At 29.8% G+C, this 19086-nt stretch carries 20 protein-coding genes; all 20 read right to left on the reverse strand.

From position 1 onward, the window contains the following. Positions 1–316: 316 nt before the first annotated feature. Positions 317–1735 (reverse strand): hypothetical protein, encoded by a 1419-nt coding sequence (locus KJ971_05730; protein MBU1145338.1) that lies wholly within the window; start codon positions 1733–1735, stop codon positions 317–319. Then, on the reverse strand, positions 1728–2741 hold the full coding sequence (rfbB, locus tag KJ971_05735) for a dTDP-glucose 4,6-dehydratase (protein ID MBU1145339.1): 1014 nt from the start codon (positions 2739–2741) through the stop codon (positions 1728–1730). The genes KJ971_05730 and rfbB overlap by 8 nt, the downstream gene beginning before the upstream one ends. Continuing rightward, positions 2742–3590: a dTDP-4-dehydrorhamnose reductase gene (gene rfbD, locus KJ971_05740; protein ID MBU1145340.1), complete on the reverse strand. Its 849-nt coding sequence runs from the start codon at positions 3588–3590 to the stop codon at positions 2742–2744. It abuts the gene before it with no gap. Continuing rightward, positions 3587–4135, reverse strand: coding sequence for a dTDP-4-dehydrorhamnose 3,5-epimerase (gene rfbC, locus KJ971_05745; protein MBU1145341.1), 549 nt, complete (start codon positions 4133–4135; stop codon positions 3587–3589). The genes rfbD and rfbC overlap by 4 nt, the downstream gene beginning before the upstream one ends. After that, entirely contained in the window at positions 4135–5019 is an 885-nt protein-coding gene (rfbA, locus tag KJ971_05750; GenBank protein MBU1145342.1) for a glucose-1-phosphate thymidylyltransferase RfbA, read from the reverse strand. Before rfbA ends, rfbC begins: the two co-directional genes overlap by 1 nt. Positions 5020–5021: 2 nt before the next feature. Further along, positions 5022–5888 (reverse strand): sugar nucleotide-binding protein, encoded by an 867-nt coding sequence (locus tag KJ971_05755; GenBank protein ID MBU1145343.1) that lies wholly within the window; start codon positions 5886–5888, stop codon positions 5022–5024. Next, positions 5876–6901 carry a polysaccharide biosynthesis protein gene (locus KJ971_05760; protein MBU1145344.1) on the reverse strand — a complete coding sequence of 342 codons (1026 nt, stop codon included), beginning with the start codon at positions 6899–6901 and terminating at the stop codon, positions 5876–5878. Before KJ971_05760 ends, KJ971_05755 begins: the two co-directional genes overlap by 13 nt. Before the next feature lie 9 nt (positions 6902–6910). After that, the gene (locus KJ971_05765) at positions 6911–7858 is read right to left on the reverse strand and encodes an alpha-1,2-fucosyltransferase (GenBank protein MBU1145345.1); all 948 of its coding nucleotides are present in this window, start codon (positions 7856–7858) and stop codon (positions 6911–6913) included. Beyond that, the gene (locus KJ971_05770) at positions 7855–8742 is read right to left on the reverse strand and encodes a glycosyltransferase (protein ID MBU1145346.1); all 888 of its coding nucleotides are present in this window, start codon (positions 8740–8742) and stop codon (positions 7855–7857) included. Before KJ971_05770 ends, KJ971_05765 begins: the two co-directional genes overlap by 4 nt. Beyond that, positions 8735–10051: an oligosaccharide repeat unit polymerase gene (locus KJ971_05775; protein MBU1145347.1), complete on the reverse strand. Its 1317-nt coding sequence runs from the start codon at positions 10049–10051 to the stop codon at positions 8735–8737. Before KJ971_05775 ends, KJ971_05770 begins: the two co-directional genes overlap by 8 nt. 17 nt (positions 10052–10068) lie before the next feature. Next, on the reverse strand, positions 10069–11169 hold the full coding sequence (locus tag KJ971_05780) for a glycosyltransferase family 4 protein (protein MBU1145348.1): 1101 nt from the start codon (positions 11167–11169) through the stop codon (positions 10069–10071). Continuing rightward, positions 11150–12388, reverse strand: a complete 1239-nt coding sequence (locus KJ971_05785; protein ID MBU1145349.1) for a glycosyltransferase family 4 protein — start codon at positions 12386–12388, stop codon at positions 11150–11152. Before KJ971_05785 ends, KJ971_05780 begins: the two co-directional genes overlap by 20 nt. A gap of 71 nt (positions 12389–12459) precedes the next feature. Beyond that, positions 12460–13626: a nucleotide sugar dehydrogenase gene (locus tag KJ971_05790; GenBank protein MBU1145350.1), complete on the reverse strand. Its 1167-nt coding sequence runs from the start codon at positions 13624–13626 to the stop codon at positions 12460–12462. Between the two features lie 64 nt (positions 13627–13690). Continuing rightward, positions 13691–14563, reverse strand: coding sequence for an NAD-dependent epimerase/dehydratase family protein (locus tag KJ971_05795; GenBank protein MBU1145351.1), 873 nt, complete (start codon positions 14561–14563; stop codon positions 13691–13693). A 4-nt stretch (positions 14564–14567) separates the two neighbouring features. After that, positions 14568–15215 carry a sugar transferase gene (locus KJ971_05800; protein ID MBU1145352.1) on the reverse strand — a complete coding sequence of 216 codons (648 nt, stop codon included), beginning with the start codon at positions 15213–15215 and terminating at the stop codon, positions 14568–14570. Beyond that, positions 15208–16116 carry a hypothetical protein gene (locus tag KJ971_05805; GenBank protein MBU1145353.1) on the reverse strand — a complete coding sequence of 303 codons (909 nt, stop codon included), beginning with the start codon at positions 16114–16116 and terminating at the stop codon, positions 15208–15210. Before KJ971_05805 ends, KJ971_05800 begins: the two co-directional genes overlap by 8 nt. Next, entirely contained in the window at positions 16113–16811 is a 699-nt protein-coding gene (locus KJ971_05810) for a PIG-L family deacetylase (protein ID MBU1145354.1), read from the reverse strand. The genes KJ971_05805 and KJ971_05810 overlap by 4 nt, the downstream gene beginning before the upstream one ends. A 16-nt stretch (positions 16812–16827) precedes the next feature. Continuing rightward, entirely contained in the window at positions 16828–17451 is a 624-nt protein-coding gene (locus KJ971_05815) for a winged helix-turn-helix transcriptional regulator (protein MBU1145355.1), read from the reverse strand. Between the two features lie 293 nt (positions 17452–17744). Continuing rightward, entirely contained in the window at positions 17745–18272 is a 528-nt protein-coding gene (locus KJ971_05820) for a hypothetical protein (GenBank protein MBU1145356.1), read from the reverse strand. Positions 18273–18543: 271 nt separating this feature from the next. Beyond that, the coding region (locus KJ971_05825; protein MBU1145357.1) for a hypothetical protein at positions 18544–19086 on the reverse strand (543 nt) is incomplete at its 5' end.

The following is a 19086-nucleotide window of genomic DNA, read 5'->3' on the forward strand; positions in this document are numbered from 1 at the left end:
ATATGAAACAAATAGCCGTTCTTTGACATACACTTATTGGCTCTATTGGGCTATGCATAAACCATTCAAAAAGTCAAGTACAAAATAAAATATTTATTTTTGCCCCGACCCTTTAGATAGGACTGTCGGTTACTATGAAAGTCACTACTTTGAACTGTCTGTTAGTATGAAGAACAGCTTAGTTGAGATGTAAAATTGCTTTTTTATAAGGATGAATTTTCTATCAATTTTACCCCAAATTTATACGTAATGTCTAAGAGAAGTCAATGGTTTGTAACTAAATTTCTTTTATACAAAAAAGATATTGTTACTTCATTTATTGCCTACCATTTACTTGTCTTTTTCGATCATCAAATACTGTCTTGATTTCTTTTCTATTAAAAACTAAAATCAGTAAAGCAATTGCTGAGAAATAGAAAATTGCTGAAAAAATATAGTTTTGAATGCTTGAAAAAACGTAAAATAGTGTAATTCCTATAAATGTTATTAATGAGTTTTTTATCCATTTTGTTTGATGTTTTTTGACCATATATATTTCTGTTAAAACATACCACAACGATAATCCAACAATCGAAGATATAGCAATTGCAACAGTTGTGCCAAAAATAAAGAAAGCACCTAAATTCAATCCGATATTTATCAAGATAATAATAAAGCTAATTCCAAAAAAATAGTTGTTTTTATTTGTGATTTTGAAAAAATTTAATTTTATTGCTGTTATTGAGGACGTAAAAATCAACCCAGGTAAAGCGATTCTAAAGATAATTAGTGAATCTATGTAATCTGGTAAAAATTTAGGAATAACCCATAAGAGTGGAAAATATCCTATTAGCCCTATTAGCACGATTGATATTATTATTGTATTTAATTTTGAATAGTTCTTACCAATGCTTTCGAGATTTGTCTTCTTGAGAATTGGATATAGAACAACACCTACAGCAGAAACAACAACCGTAATCATGGCTAGCATACTATATGCAAACGAGTAAACTCCAAACTTTTCAACTGTAAAAAAAATCTCAACAATTTGTTTATCAACCATCATAACAAATGTTGATGCCAAGTTTGCTAATAATAAAGGAATACCAATTGTAAAAAGAGACAATATATCCTTTCTACTACTAGAAAGTATGTCTTTTTTGCCAAAAGTAATGTCTCGATATGTGACAATGTACCAAATTAACAATAGATAGTTCATTGCAACTAATAAAATCACGTAAATCTTATAGTCTGTTACTTTTGCAAAGTACATATATGATACAACAATAATATTTGTAAAGGCAAGAATAATTATTCTTGATGAATATTCTTTGAAGCGTGAAGTAATTTGAGATATAAATTGAAAATAAGTTGTTAAATTTATCGCTAATAAGTTAACAACCAATAAAGAAAAAATAAATCTTTTCTCATCTCTTACAAACAACAAAGTAACAATTATACCTATTATAGAAATAATTACTTCTAAATTAAGTAAAAATTTAAAATAAGTCCGAAATTTTCTTCTATCCAGTTCTTGATAATCTACACCACCATATTTTAAGTAGATTCCATCAATAAAACCAAAATGAAATAATCCAATATAGGTTAAATACAAAACAAATACCTTATAATAACCATAATTGGTTAACCCCAAGATGTTCGGTACAACAAAACCAATTAATATACTTGAAACAAGCTTGATAATGTTACTACTAGCAACGAAACCAATCTTTTTAATAGTACTTTTGTTATTCATAATAAGACTTCATAAACCTTAAATACTCACCACTTACTATATTTCTAACCCATTGCTGATTATCAAGATACCATTTGATAGTTTGTTTAATTCCTGTTTCGAAGTTGTACTTTGGTTTCCATCCTAATTGAGTTTCAATTTTAGTTGGATCAATTGCATATCGCATATCATGACCTTTTCTGTCAGTAACATATTTTATCAGACTTTCTGGTTTTTCAAGCTCTTTTAAAATAGTTTTAACGACTTCAAGGTTTGTTCTTTCGTTGTGACCACCAATATTATATACTTCTCCTACATTTCCGTTATGAATGATTAAATCAATTGCTGTACAATGATCATATACATGAAGCCAATCCCTGATATTTTCTCCTTTTCCATAAACGGGAAGCGATTGATTTGCTAATGCATTCTTAATCATAAGTGGAATCAGTTTTTCAGGAAAATGATATGGGCCATAATTGTTTGAGCATCTTGAAATAGAAATTGGTAATCCAAAAGTTCTATGATAAGCTTGAACAAGTAAATCAGCTGACGCTTTTGATGCTGAATATGGGCTTGAGGTATGAATAGGTGTGTCTTCCGTAAAGAATAAATCAAGTCTGTCTAAAGGCAAATCACCATAGACCTCATCGGTAGAAACTTGATGATACCTTTTTACTCCAAATTTTAATGATGCATCCATTAATACTTGTGTGCCAAGAATATTAGTTTTTAAGAAAATTTCAGGATTTTCAATAGAACGATCAACATGAGATTCAGCAGCAAAATTGACAACAATATCAAACTTCTCCTTATCAAATAAATCATAAACAAAAGATCGATCAGTGATATTTCCTTTAACGAATTTAAACATTGGTTTATCTGTAATTGGTTGAAGAGTCTCCATATTACCTGCATATGTTAACGCATCTAAAGTTACAATATTATAGCTTGGATACTTTTCAACCAAATAGTGACAAAAATTGCCACCAATAAATCCTGCCCCACCAGTAACAAGTATTTTCATTTATAGTACCTCAATTTCTTTAAGATATCTTTTTAGAGCATCTTTCCAATGCGGAAGACGTTTAAAACCATTTGCATCCAATTTATCTTTACACATCACAGAGTTCATTGGTCGTTTAGCTTTTGTTGGATATTGCTCAGTTGTGATCGATTTTAATGGAATTCGAATTTCAGCCAAATTAAATATTTCTTTTGTAAAATCATACCAATTGCATTCACCCTCATTTGTTGCATGATAAATACCATACTTTTCTGTCTCTATCATATCAACTAAAAGTCTTGATAAATCATATGTATATGTTGGAGATCCAAATTGATCTGAAACAACTGCTAAGGATTTTTTTTCTTTTGCTAGTCTTAATATCGTTTTGACAAAATTATTTCCATTTTTACCAAAAACCCAAGAAATACGTACTATAAAATATTTTCGACATTTCAATGTTTCTAGTTCACCTAAATACTTAGATTCACCATATACTGATTTTGGGTTAGGACTATCAGTAACACAGTAACTACTTTCTTTTGTCCCATCAAAAACGTAATCTGTTGAAATATAGACAAACTTTGCATCATAAATTTTTGCTGCTTCTACTAAAAATTTTGTGCCAACCACATTAACATTCATACATAAATCTTTATTATCTTCAGCTTTGTCGACTGCAGTATAAGCTGCACAATGAATTATGACATTTGGTTTGTGTATGTCCATAAATTCATTCACTGCTTTTTGATCTGTAATATCTAAATCATTGATATCAATCCCTAAAAGCTCAGTATAATGTCTCGATTCTAATTCTTTTACAACGTCATAACCAAGTTGTCCTTTAACTCCAGTAACTATTATTTTCATTTAAAGTTCACATCCGAATCTTTCAATAATGGAGCGGATAAATCCTTATCAGACAAAATTACATCTTTAATTGGCCATTCAACGTTAATTAGAGAATCATTATACTTAATAGAACGATCTGAGTTTTTATCATAGAAGTTATCAACTTTATATTGAACTTCACAGTCAATTTCTAAAGTAACAAAACCATGAGCAAATCCTTGTGGAACAAATAACATCTTATGGTTTTCAGCAGTAAGTTCTAATCCGAACCACTGCAAATATGTATTACTTGATTTTCTTAAGTCAACAGCAACATCCCAAACTCTACCTTTTGTACATCTGACAAGTTTTGTCTGAGCAAAAGGTTTGTTTTGAAAGTGTAATCCTCTTAAAACACCTTTTTGAGAACTAAAAGAGTGGTTGTCTTGGATAAATTTGACATGAATACCATTATCATTAAATGCTTTTTCATTATATGATTCTGAGAACCATCCTCTATTATCTCCATAAACGTTAGGTTCAACAACAATCAAATCATTTATCTTTGTTTTTATAAACTTCATTAATATCGAACCTTTCCATCTAGAACTTTAAAAAGATGTTGGCCATATTGGTTTTTCTTCATAAGTTCAGCTTGAACTCGTAATTGTTCTTTTGAAATCCAACCATTATGAAAAGCAATTTCTTCTGGACAAGATATTTTTAGTCCTTGATGTTCTTCTATCATTTTTACAAAAGCAGTTGCTTCAGCTAAAGATTCATGGGTGCCTGTATCTAGCCACGTGAACCCTCTACCGAAAGTAATTACATCTAGAGTTTCATCTTCAAGATACATTCTGTTTAAATCTGTAATTTCAAGTTCTCCCCTTTTTGAAGGTTTCACTTGTTTTGCAAATTCAACAACCCTTTTATCATAAAAATACAAACCAGTAACAGCGTAATTTGATTTAGGGACTATTGGTTTCTCTTCAATAGATACTGCTTTCCCACTATTATCAAATTCAACTACACCAAATCTTTCAGGATCTTCAACGTGATAACCAAAAACAGTTGCTTTTCCATTTTGAGAATTATCAGTTGCTCTTGTCAACGCTGTTTTTAAACCATTTCCATAAAAGATATTATCTCCAAGAATCATACAGGCAGTTTCTTCTCTAATAAATTCTTCTCCAAGCAAAAATGCTTGAGCAAGCCCGTCTGGCGAAGGTTGAACTTTGTAGGACAGATTTATTCCAAATTTAAAACCATCTCCAAGTAGAGATTCAAATCTTGGTGTATCATCAGGTGTAGATATAATCAATATTTCTTTAACTCCAGCAAGCATCAAAATAGATAACGGATAGTAAATCATTGGCTTGTCATAAATTGGTAATAATTGTTTACTTGTAACCATGGTAAGTGGATACAATCTTGAACCTGAACCCCCAGCTAATATTATTCCTTTCATAATTACTTCTCGCCTCCAATATAAAAATAATGTGGGTAAAATTCCTTGTGAGCATAAATCCATTTTTTCATTTCATTAATCATCTCTACATGAGTGGGAATTATAAATTCAAAATCTACACGTGTATTGATTAAACATTTATTACTAACTGGTTCGTTTGATGCTAAAATATTATTTTTTTTCGCAAAGCTATTTCTAAAAATTTCTAAAATCGTATATTTTGAAACAGGATCGCTAACCAAGTGGTACAATCCAACAACGGGACGAGAGATGTAATATTCTATTGCTTTTGCTAAAGTAATTGTAGTGACACCATTCCATAACACTCTTTTATATCCATAAATTTCAGAACACTGGTTCATGAACCAATTAAACAGTCCAATACCCTGTTTCTTTAAATCCGGACCAATTAATGAATTTCGAAATGTAATATCTTTGTGATTAATTAACTCGCCAATTATTTTAGTTCTATCATAAAAAGTTGTTCCATTAGGAATTGCCGATTCTAGATACGGACCATTTTCTCCTGAAAAAACACAATCAGTGCTTAAATGAATTATTCTGATATTTGTATTTATTAATTTTTCGGATAAATAGTTAGGTAAAAAACTATTAATCAAAATAGATTTCGACTTATTCATCTTTGCATCATCATTTAAAATGCCTATACAATTAATAATTAGAGTAAATTTCTCGGCTACTATAACTTCATATAATTTTGAGTAGTTTTCTGCGTCACATAAAATACTAGGAACCATCGGATGATTACTACGACTTATAGATGTAACTGAAAACCCTTTTTCGAGCAAATATTGTGAAATGACATGCCCTGCCATCCCAGTACCACCTAAAACAGCTATTTTTTCCATGTAGTTACCTCTTCTTTAATGAAGTCAAGTTCTATAAGTTGGTCAACAATTTCATTTACTGACAAAATATGTGTATTATCAGATGAATACTCACTAGTTAGTGTGATTTTTTTTGAACCTTCCTCAAGATATTTTTCGTAGTTTAGATTCCTATTATCAGCTGGAATTCTAAAATATTTTCCGAAATCAATCGCCTTTGATGCTTCTTCTTTTGTAAGTAATACTTCATATTTTTTTTCACCATGACGAGTACCTATAATTTTTGTATCAAGACTTGAATTAAAAATTATTTTTACAGCTTCTGCTAAATCACCAATTTTACTAGATGGTGATTTTTGCACAAAAATATCACCATTACTTCCATGTTCAAAGGCAATAAGAACAAGATCAACTGCTTCATCAAGGCTCATGATAAATCTTGTCATATTTGGATCTGTAACAGTTAACTGATGATTGCTTTTTATCTGTTCTATGAATAAAGGTATTACTGATCCTCTTGATCCCATAACATTTCCATATCTAGTGCCACAAATGATTGTCTCGAGATTATGTGTTCTAGATTTTGCAATAAATACTTTTTCCATCATAGCTTTTGAAATCCCCATTGCATTTACAGGGTAAGCCGCCTTATCAGTGGACAAACAAACGACTTTATTTACTTTACAATTAATCGCTGCATTTAATACATTATCAGTTCCTAATATATTTGTTTTTACTGCCTCTAATGGAAAAAATTCACATGAGGGAACCTGTTTTAGTGCTGCTGCATGAAAAACAAAGTCTACTCCTGTCATAGCGGGGATAATACTTAAGTAATCTCTTACATCTCCGATATAAAATTTGATTTTGTCATTTTTATACTTTTTTCTCATATCGTCCTGCTTTTTTTCATCTCTGGAAAAAATTCTGATTTCGTGTATATTTGAATTTAGAAATTTTTCAAGTACAGCATTACCGAATGAGCCAGTTCCTCCAGTAATTAACAGTGTTTTTTTATCAAATAAGGTATACATTAAATTTACCTAGGAGGTTTTAAACTCCTTCCTTTCAACATCAATTTTTAAAAAAGATTTTTCTATCAGGGGAGAAAAAGTTGAGTCTGTTTTCCATATGTTGGGAGAGATGACAATTTTATCAATATTTCTAGATAAATATTGAGCCCACCAACTAAAAGTACTATTCGAAATAATAAAATGTTTACAACTGTACATTAATCTTAACTTCTCCCATACAGGATCGTCACCAGTTTCAAATAAAGTACCTACAGGTAGATTCAAATTTTCCTTCGCCCAGTTAACATCATCTGAAAAAACAACAAATTGTGGATTCACTATTCTATCATATATTAGTTTTATTGCTTTTTCATAATACTTTTGGTCGCAAATGTTGAAAATACTAGAGTATTCTGGGTTTTCTACATAATCGCCGCGCCTTATAGAAATACAAACACTTTCACAGTCTTTTATCTTTTCGTATAAGGTTTTATTTTTTTCTAGTAATGGAGATAAAGGTGTAAATTCAATTAGTAGTTCGTCTCTAATATGGTTAAACAACATTGGGTTTTCAAAATGTCCATATAAAAATGTATTGGTAGTTGATTTTTTATAAACATTTTCTAATCCGTTTTTCATCCAATATATTCCATTTTTTTTAAGCTTATCTTGCCACTTTAATTGCACTTTACTAATTTCTTTAGCACTTTTTTTACTTCTCATTTCAATCACATATAAGAAGATTAGTGCTTTTTGAGATAGGCTAGTCTTAGTTAACCATAGTGGAAGTTTATTATTAACTGATTTTGTGTTCCTTATGTTAAAATGAATTAGGTCGATTTTCCAAGACGAATCACGCCTTTTCAGTGTATAACTTCCAATTATTATGTTTTCATTTAAATCGTTCATTAAACTTCGCGCAAAGGCATACTGAAACAGTTGATTACCTAACCGTCCATGAATATCAATATAGATCATAACTTAATTCCTCTGAAATATTTAGTCCCATCTTTTTTTGTTTTTTTTCTATATTTTGATAATATCTTTGTTGATTGAAGAGAATTTTTTAAAATAAACAAACTTTTCTTATGGTTACTTATCATCGACATATTGGTTGCCTTATCTTCTAAATGTAAAACACTAATTTCAGGAATAAACGCTGTTGAATATCCCTTTTGAATGCAGTATTCAAATAATATGTCTTCTTCTCCGAATAAAAATGTATCAGGAATAAATGCATAATTTTCATTTATAACCCAGTTTTGAGTATAGATAACACACGCTCCATGTGGCACTATCATGACTAATTTGTGTTGTATACTATTATTACCAAATTCATCATTTTTGATTATCTTCAAATATTTTTTGAATTTTCCAACTAAAGGTATTCTATAAACAAAATATGACAATCGCCTAACTACGTTTTTCTTGATTAATTGTGATCCAGATAAAATATTATTTCGAAATGGATTTTGATGAATTCCTTTCAAGTTTATGATATCAGGCGCTATAATATCGATTTTATTTTCCGATGCAATGCTTGCTAATTTTATTAAAAAATACTTATCTTCTACAAAAACATCATTGTTCATTACAATTATAGTGTCTGCATGTAGAATATTTTTGGCAAACAAATATCCTATATTATTCCCCTTTGCAAATCCTAGGTTTGATAATGACGAAATTACGTATAGATATTTGTCATCAGAAATTTCTTTTAATTTTTCATATGATCCATTACTCGAACCATTATCGACAATAACAACACTTGTCGAACCGAAATCTCTGAACTTGTAAAGATTTTCAATACATTCCAACGTCGTTTCTAAATCTAAGTAGTGTAATACAACGAAACTAATCATAACTTATTCTCCTTAAATATTTGGTTTTCACAACAAATTTCCACAATAGTGCAACTATGATTATAGTTACCATTGAATTTATGCTTATTGCTGAAAGAAAAAACCTTTCCTCAATACTCATATATACAATAATGTACATATTCATAGAATATAATATCAGCAAAGTCCCATTATTGTAACCCTTTTTAATGTATTCAAATACACTAGAAAATAAGAGACCTAGAATAAATTGTATTAGTACCATACCAAAAAAACCATAGTCGTGTATATACCTTCTTAAGGCTGTATATACATTTGTTGTAATATTTGAAAAATGTACTGATTGAAGAGCATTGCTACCAATTTCAAAATGAAATCCGAACCTATTAAGTATACTATAAATATTATATAGTGTTTCATCTCCCGAAAACGGAAACTGAACGATATTTCGCAAAAATAAATCAAATGCTTTTATTGATGATCCGGTATATTTGGATATTTGATAAAAAACAGTCCATTCTGTTCCGTAAATGGAACCTCTCAAGGTTAAATCAATACCCATAAAAATTACTAGTATAATAATCACCATGAGTATCATATACCTTATTATTATTCTATTTAACTTCTTAGACCATAATTTCTTTTCTTTAATTATGACCAGTGTAGAAAAAAACATAAACACCAAAAAATTAATCATTTTAGTTCTTCCTGTTGTTAATATTGCTTGAACTAAATATATAATGATAGGAACCAAATAAACAAAATTGAATTTTTTATAACTTAAAATTGAATTTTTTATGCAAATGAAAGCAAATATAAAACCAAAAGCTTGAGAGATAATTAGTCCATAATTTATAAAAGAATTAACTTCGCTAAATAGTTCGGAATCTCTACTAATACTTCTTACATATGATAACATGGCGTTTAACCCGCCTGGATTACCTGCTAAAACTGATTGATTATATATAAATACAAAATACTGTATAGTAATTATAAACATAAAGAGTATCACAATAATTACTATACTTTTCTTTATACTTGATGAAACATAGTATTCAGAAAGTTTTCGCAAGTCTTTTTTTGCTTTTAGTTTAGATACAATAATAGTACCCGAAATTGATCCAATCAAAAAAGACACAACTCCTAGCAAGATTACAAGAACTGTAAAAATACTAATATCTCCCCAAGCCTTCGAATTAATTAGGGCAATAAAAGTGCTAAAAACAAATGCTGAAACAAACCAAATGGAGGGATGCAAGAGCTCTTTATGGTTAATTATATATAAAAGAAATTCTATTACTAGTAGTACAAACAGAAGCAAAATCAACATATCATATCCTCGTGTTTCTATAATTTATCAAACAAAATAGCATTATTGTTCCACGTAAATTTATCTGTAACTAGTTTTCGTGCATTTCTTACGATTGTTTTTGTATCACTCATAACAAGCAAAATACAATTAATCCAATCATTGATATCATAGTTATTAAGAATAAACCCTGTTGAATTATTTATAATAAATTCTCTTGGACCTGGAGCATCTTTAGCAATAACAGGAATTCCATAATACATTGCTTCAAGCATTGCCATGCCAAATATCTCGATTGATGACAAATTAATAAAACAATTTGATATCATGATATACTTATGTATTTCATAATTTTTTATACTATCGATGAGTATAACATTATTTGAAATAGTTGAATCGATTATTTTTTGTTGCACTTTTTCCAATAGACTACCTTTTCCAATCATTAGTAATTTAAAAGAAGAATCTTTTTTTACTAAATTCAATATTAAATCAATAGCAAATAACGGTTTCTTTGCTTCTTCAAGCCTACCAATAAACAAAATAAGCTTATCATTTTTGTTTATTTTCAACTTATCTCTTGTTGAGTTCAAATCTGCACTAAATTCTCTTAAAAGTTTATTGTCTAACCCAATATTTATAACATTATTGCAAACAATCTTTAACTTTTTCATTTCTTTAGCAACTGTACTTGTTTTAGCAACATTAAGTGAATATTTGTATGACCTTCTATTCCTGATATAAATTATATATGTATAAATTTTATTAATTATTTTAGGGGTTGTCGATAATACCGCCCCCCAATAAACAATGCATTTTATTTTGCGTTTTTTAGCCCAAAAAATTATGTTCCTTGAATACAACTGATTGTCAGAAAATAAAATAATTTTGTTTGGTTCAAATTGCTCAAGAAGGGTTAAGTCAAAAATACCATGAAGTCCGAAGTGTCTATTTGGTAAATGCCATACGAAATTATATGTCGAATCTAGTTCGATTTTATTAACTTTTTTATATAAATATATTACATCTACTTTATGTCCGAGTTCTTTAAGTGAGTTAGCCAAACCAATTTCCTGCACATTATATGTCCCAATTTTTCCGAAATCACTTACATTTGTTCTAATTATTACTATGTTCATTTGACTTATCACTTCCGATTACGTAATGTATTATTTTATTTATCAAATCTAGGTTTACTTTACTACTTAATGTAGACTCTGCATATTTAACTGCATTTATCCCCATCTCACTCATTAATTTCTCGTCTTTTGATAGAAAAATAATTTGATTCGCTATGTTTTCGATATCATTTTTTTCAAAAGCTAAACCAATTTTATTTGAATTCATTATTTTAAAATAATTAGAGTCATTCTCGGTAATAGTAATAGAAACTTTTCCAAGTGCCATTAAAAGTGATGTTTTGCTGGGATAGCTAAACTTAATCACTTTTTCTGCAAGTGGTATCAATTCAATGTCGCATGTGCTGTACACATCGGATATGATTTCCGAAGACTGCCAAGGATAAAAAAGTAAATTGCCCAATGATAATGTTTTTGCCCTTTCTTTGAACTCTTCTAAAAAAGCACCTTCACCTATCATATGAATAACAATTTCACAGTTACATTTAAGGATATTTGCCAAATTAAGCACAAATTCATAATCGAATGTATATCCAAAATTACCTGCATATTGAACAATAAACTTAGAAGTATCTATGCTATTAGCTTCCACAAAACAATTATCGTTACGATTCTTATTTTTCACTTTATTTACATCGAACCAATTATAAACTACACCAATTTTCTCAGCTGAAATGTTTTTTTCTAAATATGTTTTTTTTACATCTTCGGAATTCGCTATAATATAATCGACTTTCTTGTACATTTTTTTTTGCATGTGTTCCATTATTTTAAAAACAACAGATATAATTCCCTTATTCAATTTATGTAATCCATCTGGAAAGATGTCAAACGAATTAAAAATGATTGGAATTCTTATTAACTTCTTCACTATATTTACAGTAAAATATGCTGTTGGAGTTGATTGAATTATCGCAATATCAACTTCGAGTTGGTTCACTTTTAATATTTTTTTCAGTTTTGAGTTATATTTTAATGCAACAAGATACCTATCGATAAAATTCCTTTTATTTGTTTTTTTTCGATTAATAATAAATGATTCAAAGTTAATACATTTTTGTAAAGTTTCTGGAATATCATTATTAACACCAACAGAATGACTGTTCATGTATATTACTCTGTTACCGTGTTCTAAAAAATTAAATAGCATAGATTCAATTAAATGATTTGTACCATTATTAGTATCAAATCCCTCGTACCCAATATATAGAATATTCATTTATTTCTCCCACTCTGCTGAAATCTAATTCATCAGTATACCACTAATAAAACTTAATGAAGCATCCAAATCTAATCTCTATTATATATATCTCGAGTATATACTTTCTGCAAAACATCTTCAAGTTCGGTATATAATCTGTTTGTCACGATTACGTCACTTTTCATTTTAAAAACATCCAATTCATTAACTATTATAGAGTCATAATACATGGTCGCTTTAATTGACGGTTCATAAATTATAATTTCTATTCCTTTTTCCTTAATTCTTTTCATAATTCCTTGAATTGACGATTGCCTAAAATTATCTGAGTTGCTCTTCATTACTAATTTAAAAATACCCACTGTTTTCGGATTTCTCATAAGTATCATCTCAACTATGTGATCTTTTCTAGTTCTATTAGATTCGACAATTGCAGTCATAATTTTCTGAGGAACATTTCTATAATTTGCAAGCAATTGCTTAGTATCTTTTGGCAAACAATAGCCACCATACCCAAACGAAGGGTTGTTATAATAGTTTCCGATTCTGGGATCTAGTCCAACACCATCAATTATTTCTTTAGTATCTAAATTTCTAACCTCAGCATATGTATCTAGTTCATTGAAAAAAGCAACTCTCAAAGCTAAATATGTGTTAGAAAATAATTTAATAGCTTCTGCTTCAGTAGACCCAGTGAACAATACTGGTATATTCTTTTTAACAGCTCCTTCCAGTAATAAGTCAGCAAAAAGTGATGCTTCTTGGCTATTATCACCAATAATTACTCTAGAAGGGAATAAATTATCGTATAGTGCCTTTCCCTCTCGTAAAAACTCTGGTGAAAATATTATTTTTAGATTAGGATGTTCTATTCTTTTTTCAATTGTATACCCTACTGGCACTGTGGACTTTATAATGACAGTTGCTTTAGGATTATAAAATTCAACTTCATTTATAACACCATCAACAGTTGAGGTGTCGAAATAGTTTAGCTCAGGGTTATAGTTTGTTGGAGTTGCTACAATAATAAACACAGAATCTTTATAGGCATCTTCTTTTACTAAAGTTGCAGTTAATTCTAATTCTTTAAATGCTAGATATTCTTCAATTTCTTTATCAACTATTGGTGATTTTCTATTGTTTACTAATTCGACTTTTTCCTTTAACACATCCAATGCTATAACCTTATGATTTTGGCTAAAAAGCACAGCATTTGATAATCCCACATATCCTAGTCCAATAACTGCGATTTTCATTTTTTTCTCCTTTAGAATAGTAATTTTTTAAAAATTTTAATCTGTATAACAAAACAATAAAAATTCATTGACTTTTGGTCTCAGTAATAATAATAGAATCCAGATAATTCACAATTTGATAATTAGTATTGTATACAGACATGTCCTTATCATATATAAAACTTCCAAATGCTTTGTTCAATTTAGGGAAGACTAAACTTATTAATTTGATTATTGGATTAAAGAATTTAGTGAGTCTTAAATTATTTCCATAAAATGATGAAATATCGAGAACGATTTTAGAAGTGCAAATAAATTCATTGTTTTGAGGGAAGAATATGCCACTTTCAACGTTTTCTATCATAAGATTTACAAATTCAGATAAATTATCAATAAACAAAACGCTTCTTTCGTTTATTATATTTGGAAAAACCTTTAACTTCTTTCCAAATTTTGATAGGCTATTATAATTACCTTTGCATCCAGGACCATAAATCATAGGTGCTCTAAGTACACATACTTTAAACAAACTACTTTCCATCTCTAAAATGCCTTGTTCTGCTTGAAGTTTGCTTTTTCCATAATCATTACTCGGACAAGGAGGAGTATTTATATTAATTGAGTGATTAATACCAATTTTCGAGCAGTCCCCATATACAATTCCACTACTCATTAAAATAAATTGTTTTACATTTTCAATCTTTGCCTTTTTAGCAACCTCGATAGCTAAATCCCTATTTACTTTATAGTAAAGTTCTCTCATTCTTTTCTTGGTTGAAACGTGTGCAATTCCCGCCACATGGAAAACCACATCAAAACCACTAAAATCAAATTCAGTCCATCGAGTATCTTTCATATCCAATGTTTCAACAAAATATTCACTATTCTTATTGAGTAACCATTTTTCAACATTTGTTCCTACATAACTGTTCTTGCCTGTTATTAGGATTCTTTTTATCATTTTACTTTCCTTCTTCATCGATAATTTTACTTGCAATTCTTGGCTTGTTAACATTATCAACCACATTTTTCGCAGATAAAACAACCAAAATTGTTTTAAAAAATATTTTAATGTCTAGTTTTAAAGATATATTTTTCGCATAATAGATTTCCATATTGTACTTGTCCTGAACAGATACAGTATTTCTACCATGAATCGCAGTCCAACTTGTTATACCAGGCAAAATTTCAAACCTAATCTCTTGTTCAGGTGTATAACTACCAAGATCATTAATCAAAAATGGTCGAGGACCTATAAAACTCATGTCACCTTTAATAATATTAAATAATTGCGGAAGTTCATCAATACTTGTTTTTCTTAGGATTTTACCTAAAAATGTCACTCGTTCAAAATCATGTAGGTCTCTATCATTTTTGTTTGTCTCTATTTTCATTGATCTGAATTTGAGTATTGTAAATATTTTTTTGTTTTTCCCTGGTCTTTTTTGTTTAAAAATAACAGGTCCTTTCGAACTCGTCTTAACTAATATCGCTGTAAACAACATTATAGGAGAGAGTATAATCAATAAAAACACAGCAAAAAAAACATCGAATATACGTTTAATTTTTAAATATCTTAACTGCTTTTTAGTAAACATATATTCATTCATTGTTATCTCTTAACACCCTTGCTGGCACTCCTGCCACAACTTTCCCAGCAGGAACATCCTTAGTAGCTACAGTTCCTAATCCTAGAAAACTATTTTTCCCTACAATAATACCGTTATTAATTGCAGATGCAGGCCCAACCCAAACATCCTCTTCAATCGTTGTACTACCCGAAATTTCTGTGCATGCAGTAATCATCGTTCTTGTTTTTATAATTACATTATGAGCTATGTGACATAAATTATCAATTTTGACATAATCTTCTAGAACTGTATTTCCTAAGCACCCACGTGCGACTGTACAGTTTGCACCAATAGCAACAGATTCTCCAATGATAACTCCTCCAAGATGAGGCACTCTCACACTTACACTATTATCTTCTTTGTAATGTCCAAATCCAGACACACCAATCACAACACCTGATTCAATAATTGTATTGTCCCCGATTTTTACATTTCCCTCAATTGATACATTATTTGAAATTCGCACATTATCTCCTAGCTCAACTAATTCGCCAAGAAATGAATTTGCACCAATTGATAGGTTTTTGCCGATTTTATTAGTTTCCACAACTGCAGTTGGGTGAATTTTTATAACAGGTTGTTCTTCAAAGAAATAACTCAATATTTTAAAATATGTTCTGTGTGGGTTTTTCACTATAAAACCATTTAATTTTTGTTCCTCGACTTCTTCACCTAGAACAATAATGATATTATCATATTCGTTGAGTGTTTCAAAATTAACATTTGATACCTTTCTTGCCCAAGTAATTGAATTATCTTTCAATTGGTACAAGGAACAAAATGTATTTATTATGATAGAATCATTTCCAATATATGTGTACTTAATTTGATTCTTTGTTAAATAGTCTTTAATATTTTTAACGGTTATTATACTCTTCACTCTTCTACCTCCGAGGTTACTATTCTTCTAAACACTACTTGAAACGCTTCTGCATATTTTAAGCCGGATTGTCCTCCTCTATAAGCAGACAGACCTGTAATTACTTCTTTACTTCTAGGATGAGGGAAATCCCTCATAACACCTCTATATTTTTGCAAAGCTTGAATCTTTTTGTCTAGACCTTCAGTACCAATTTCAAAGAAAGTATTAGGTTCAAAAGAGTTGATCCCACTATTAACATTCCATTCTGTCGATGAAATAATTTCCATAAATAATAGCTCATTAACTGGTTTAATACTTGGCTTTCTTTGAAATAGCCGTATCGCTGCTTGACACGCAATGGATGTATGAAGATGATCATTGTTTAAGTCGGCTGGATGATGAGTGATAATAATATCTGGCTCAAATTTCATGATCGCTTTTTCAATAAACTGTACAAGCATTAAATGTGGTACATTATTAAACTCTATATTTGGGAACTGACCTTCAATAATTTCTTTAATCCCCAACACTTTTGATGATTCACCCATATCGTATTTTAAATCATCAATGGATGGTCTATAATTTCTTGCAGCAGCATTACCTGACAAAACGCATAAATCAACCTCGTGTCCAGCAGACGTTAATTTATAGATAGTCCCTCCAGCACCTAAAACCTCATCATCCGGATGTGCAACAACTAGTAAATATTTCATTATATTTCTCCTTTTTCTAAAAATCAAAAAAATCAATAATCATTCTTCTGTTATAGTTAACACCCATAAGCTTATTAAAAATTGCTTCATGATGTGTGTAACTGGATATTAAAATGCCATCGTGGATATAGTCTATTATTTGATTACTCATAATTACTTTTGTATTGACTATATATTTACCTTTTTTCTCTGGGTTGTCGTCAACAACACCTAAAACCACTAGTGAAGTTGACGAATCGCTTTGAATGACTTGTAGAATAATCTCCGCTACTTCTCCTGCACCATACAGCAATATCCTCCTAAACCCCATAGTAATGATTTGATTAATGAAGGTTATAATATTATCCTTTGCTGAATTATATAGGTGTTGAGATGAATTTAAATAACCAATATTAAGTACCCTTCTTCTTTCTAGTCCTTTTTTAGTGACAAAATACTCAACTGTTTTAGTTGAGAGATATTTTCTTTTGATATATCCTTTTTGCTCATATTCATCAAGGAAATTATTTACCATCGATACTGCTGACCCTATAGCAATACTCATTTCTCTTTGAGTAATATTTTTATTTTTCTCAATGAGATCTAGAATCATAAATTCCTTATATAGGGGTGTTGGTTTGAAAAAAGAGTTGTTGCTCAATAGACTCACCTTCCATTGTTCGTTAATTGAATAATTTTATTATATAATAATGAACCTCATTTTACAAGGACATATGTGACTTTTGTTCTAAAATCGAATGAAAATTAGAAATGCATTTTTGAGATTTCCAAAAATTTGGTCCTGCGTATTTTAATTGCCCTACCGTACGGTACCCCTTGAAGCTCTAATTTGAGACCTAGGGGGGGTATAAAAACAGAGTTAAAGTTTTCACTCTAACTCTAAAGTCTCGCGCATGCGCGCATCGTTATGCCAAGTAACAGCTTACCATCTGTCTACTGTTCCTTGTAACACTTCTTTATTTTATCCTCCATGATCTTGCAAGCTCTTCGATACTCATAATAACCATTCCAGTTATCTACATGTCTATTGTTTAAAATGAAAGAAATCTTTCTTTGTATCAATAGTTCACGATCAATATTTGAAATAAACTCTTCTTTGAATTTTGTTAGCATGTCTGACATAGCTTCCATATGTTCGTAACTGTACCAACTAGACACATTTATTGTCCATGGCTGATTTAGATATAGGGAAATTAACTCTAAAGGATATTGCATGTCTTTCATGATCCGAAAAATGGCTTCTTTTAGAACACTTCTATTAATATCTATTTTTGATACATCATTGTAATACAGGATGAATACGATACCACTGTTATCGTTTGAAAATATCAGAAAAATGTCTTCTGGATTTTGAACCTGAATGACTTGCCACGAGTAGATATCACTATTGTAAATATTATTGGTAATCTTATGATCTTTTCCAAGCGTTTTAAATGCTTCTTCTGCGCAGTAAAACATCATTTTCTTTGCTCCTTTACTATCTTTATATGATTCAATAACTTTATTTAATTTTTTCATTAGAAACTGTAATTATTAACCAGTTGAAATTTTATTCCTTAGTAAGAACTGAAGTTATTGAATAGTTGAACCCTTTTTTACGGCTTTTTTGTAAATTCTATTTTTCTTGTTGTTTTGCCATTTCAACAAAACATACACATAACAATTACTCTAAATCTGTCATTATGCTGAAAAATCGTTTGTTTGAGTTCACACTCACATCCATTTGCTGGAATCAAGAATTGTCTTTAAACAACTTGTTAAACATATCCATGACCGAATTACTTGGAGTCTCTTTTGTTAATGCTATTAAATTCTTTTTAATCGATGATTCAAAGAAGTTAAATTTATCATCGATTTTTGAATTTGATCTTGATGAATAGTTACATAGATATCTCACAGCTTGATATAACAAATCTCCATCATAAGCTTGGCTTAATTCCTCAAACAAGTCATTATACTTATAAATATCTAGAGAATACTCCTGGATATACCGGTATTCAATTAAACAACTTGTTAGATAATGCTTTTTAGGTGCTTGTTCTTCTATATCTTTCACTCTCCTATTTCGAATACGCTCTTTTTTATTAGGTTTCGTGTTTACTTGTTCTTCTACTGGTAAATTGCTTTTATCTTCTTCAGATTCTTCTGGTTGATCTAATAACCAATATTTGGATAAATCCTGTGTCTTTCTCTTTTTGGTCGCTAGTAAGAATCTTTCCTGGATGCCTTTGGATGTGATGACATTTTGTGTGAATAACTCTTTATCTAGTAAATC

The organism is Bacillota bacterium, from assembly GCA_018818595.1.
Classification (GTDB): Bacteria; Bacillota_I; Bacilli_A; order Izemoplasmatales; family Hujiaoplasmataceae; genus JAHIRM01.

Excerpts from the sequence above, each read along its gene's own strand:
- KJ971_05730 (MBU1145338.1), bottom strand. The coding sequence starts at position 1,735 with ATGAATAACAAAAGTACTATTAAAAAGATTGGTTTCGTTGCTAGTAGT.
- rfbB (MBU1145339.1), bottom strand. The coding sequence starts at position 2,741 with ATGAAAATACTTGTTACTGGTGGGGCAGGATTTATTGGTGGCAATTTT.
- rfbD (MBU1145340.1), bottom strand. The coding sequence starts at position 3,590 with ATGAAAATAATAGTTACTGGAGTTAAAGGACAACTTGGTTATGACGTT.
- rfbC (MBU1145341.1), bottom strand. The coding sequence starts at position 4,135 with ATGAAGTTTATAAAAACAAAGATAAATGATTTGATTGTTGTTGAACCT.
- rfbA (MBU1145342.1), bottom strand. The coding sequence starts at position 5,019 with ATGAAAGGAATAATATTAGCTGGGGGTTCAGGTTCAAGATTGTATCCA.
- KJ971_05755 (MBU1145343.1), bottom strand. The coding sequence starts at position 5,888 with ATGGAAAAAATAGCTGTTTTAGGTGGTACTGGGATGGCAGGGCATGTC.
- KJ971_05760 (MBU1145344.1), bottom strand. The coding sequence starts at position 6,901 with ATGTATACCTTATTTGATAAAAAAACACTGTTAATTACTGGAGGAACT.
- KJ971_05765 (MBU1145345.1), bottom strand. The coding sequence starts at position 7,858 with ATGATCTATATTGATATTCATGGACGGTTAGGTAATCAACTGTTTCAG.
- KJ971_05770 (MBU1145346.1), bottom strand. The coding sequence starts at position 8,742 with ATGATTAGTTTCGTTGTATTACACTACTTAGATTTAGAAACGACGTTG.
- KJ971_05775 (MBU1145347.1), bottom strand. The coding sequence starts at position 10,051 with ATGTTGATTTTGCTTCTGTTTGTACTACTAGTAATAGAATTTCTTTTA.
- KJ971_05780 (MBU1145348.1), bottom strand. The coding sequence starts at position 11,169 with ATGAACATAGTAATAATTAGAACAAATGTAAGTGATTTCGGAAAAATT.
- KJ971_05785 (MBU1145349.1), bottom strand. The coding sequence starts at position 12,388 with ATGAATATTCTATATATTGGGTACGAGGGATTTGATACTAATAATGGT.
- KJ971_05790 (MBU1145350.1), bottom strand. The coding sequence starts at position 13,626 with ATGAAAATCGCAGTTATTGGACTAGGATATGTGGGATTATCAAATGCT.
- KJ971_05800 (MBU1145352.1), bottom strand. The coding sequence starts at position 15,215 with ATGAATGAATATATGTTTACTAAAAAGCAGTTAAGATATTTAAAAATT.
- KJ971_05810 (MBU1145354.1), bottom strand. The coding sequence starts at position 16,811 with ATGAAATATTTACTAGTTGTTGCACATCCGGATGATGAGGTTTTAGGT.
- KJ971_05820 (MBU1145356.1), bottom strand. The coding sequence starts at position 18,272 with ATGATGTTTTACTGCGCAGAAGAAGCATTTAAAACGCTTGGAAAAGAT.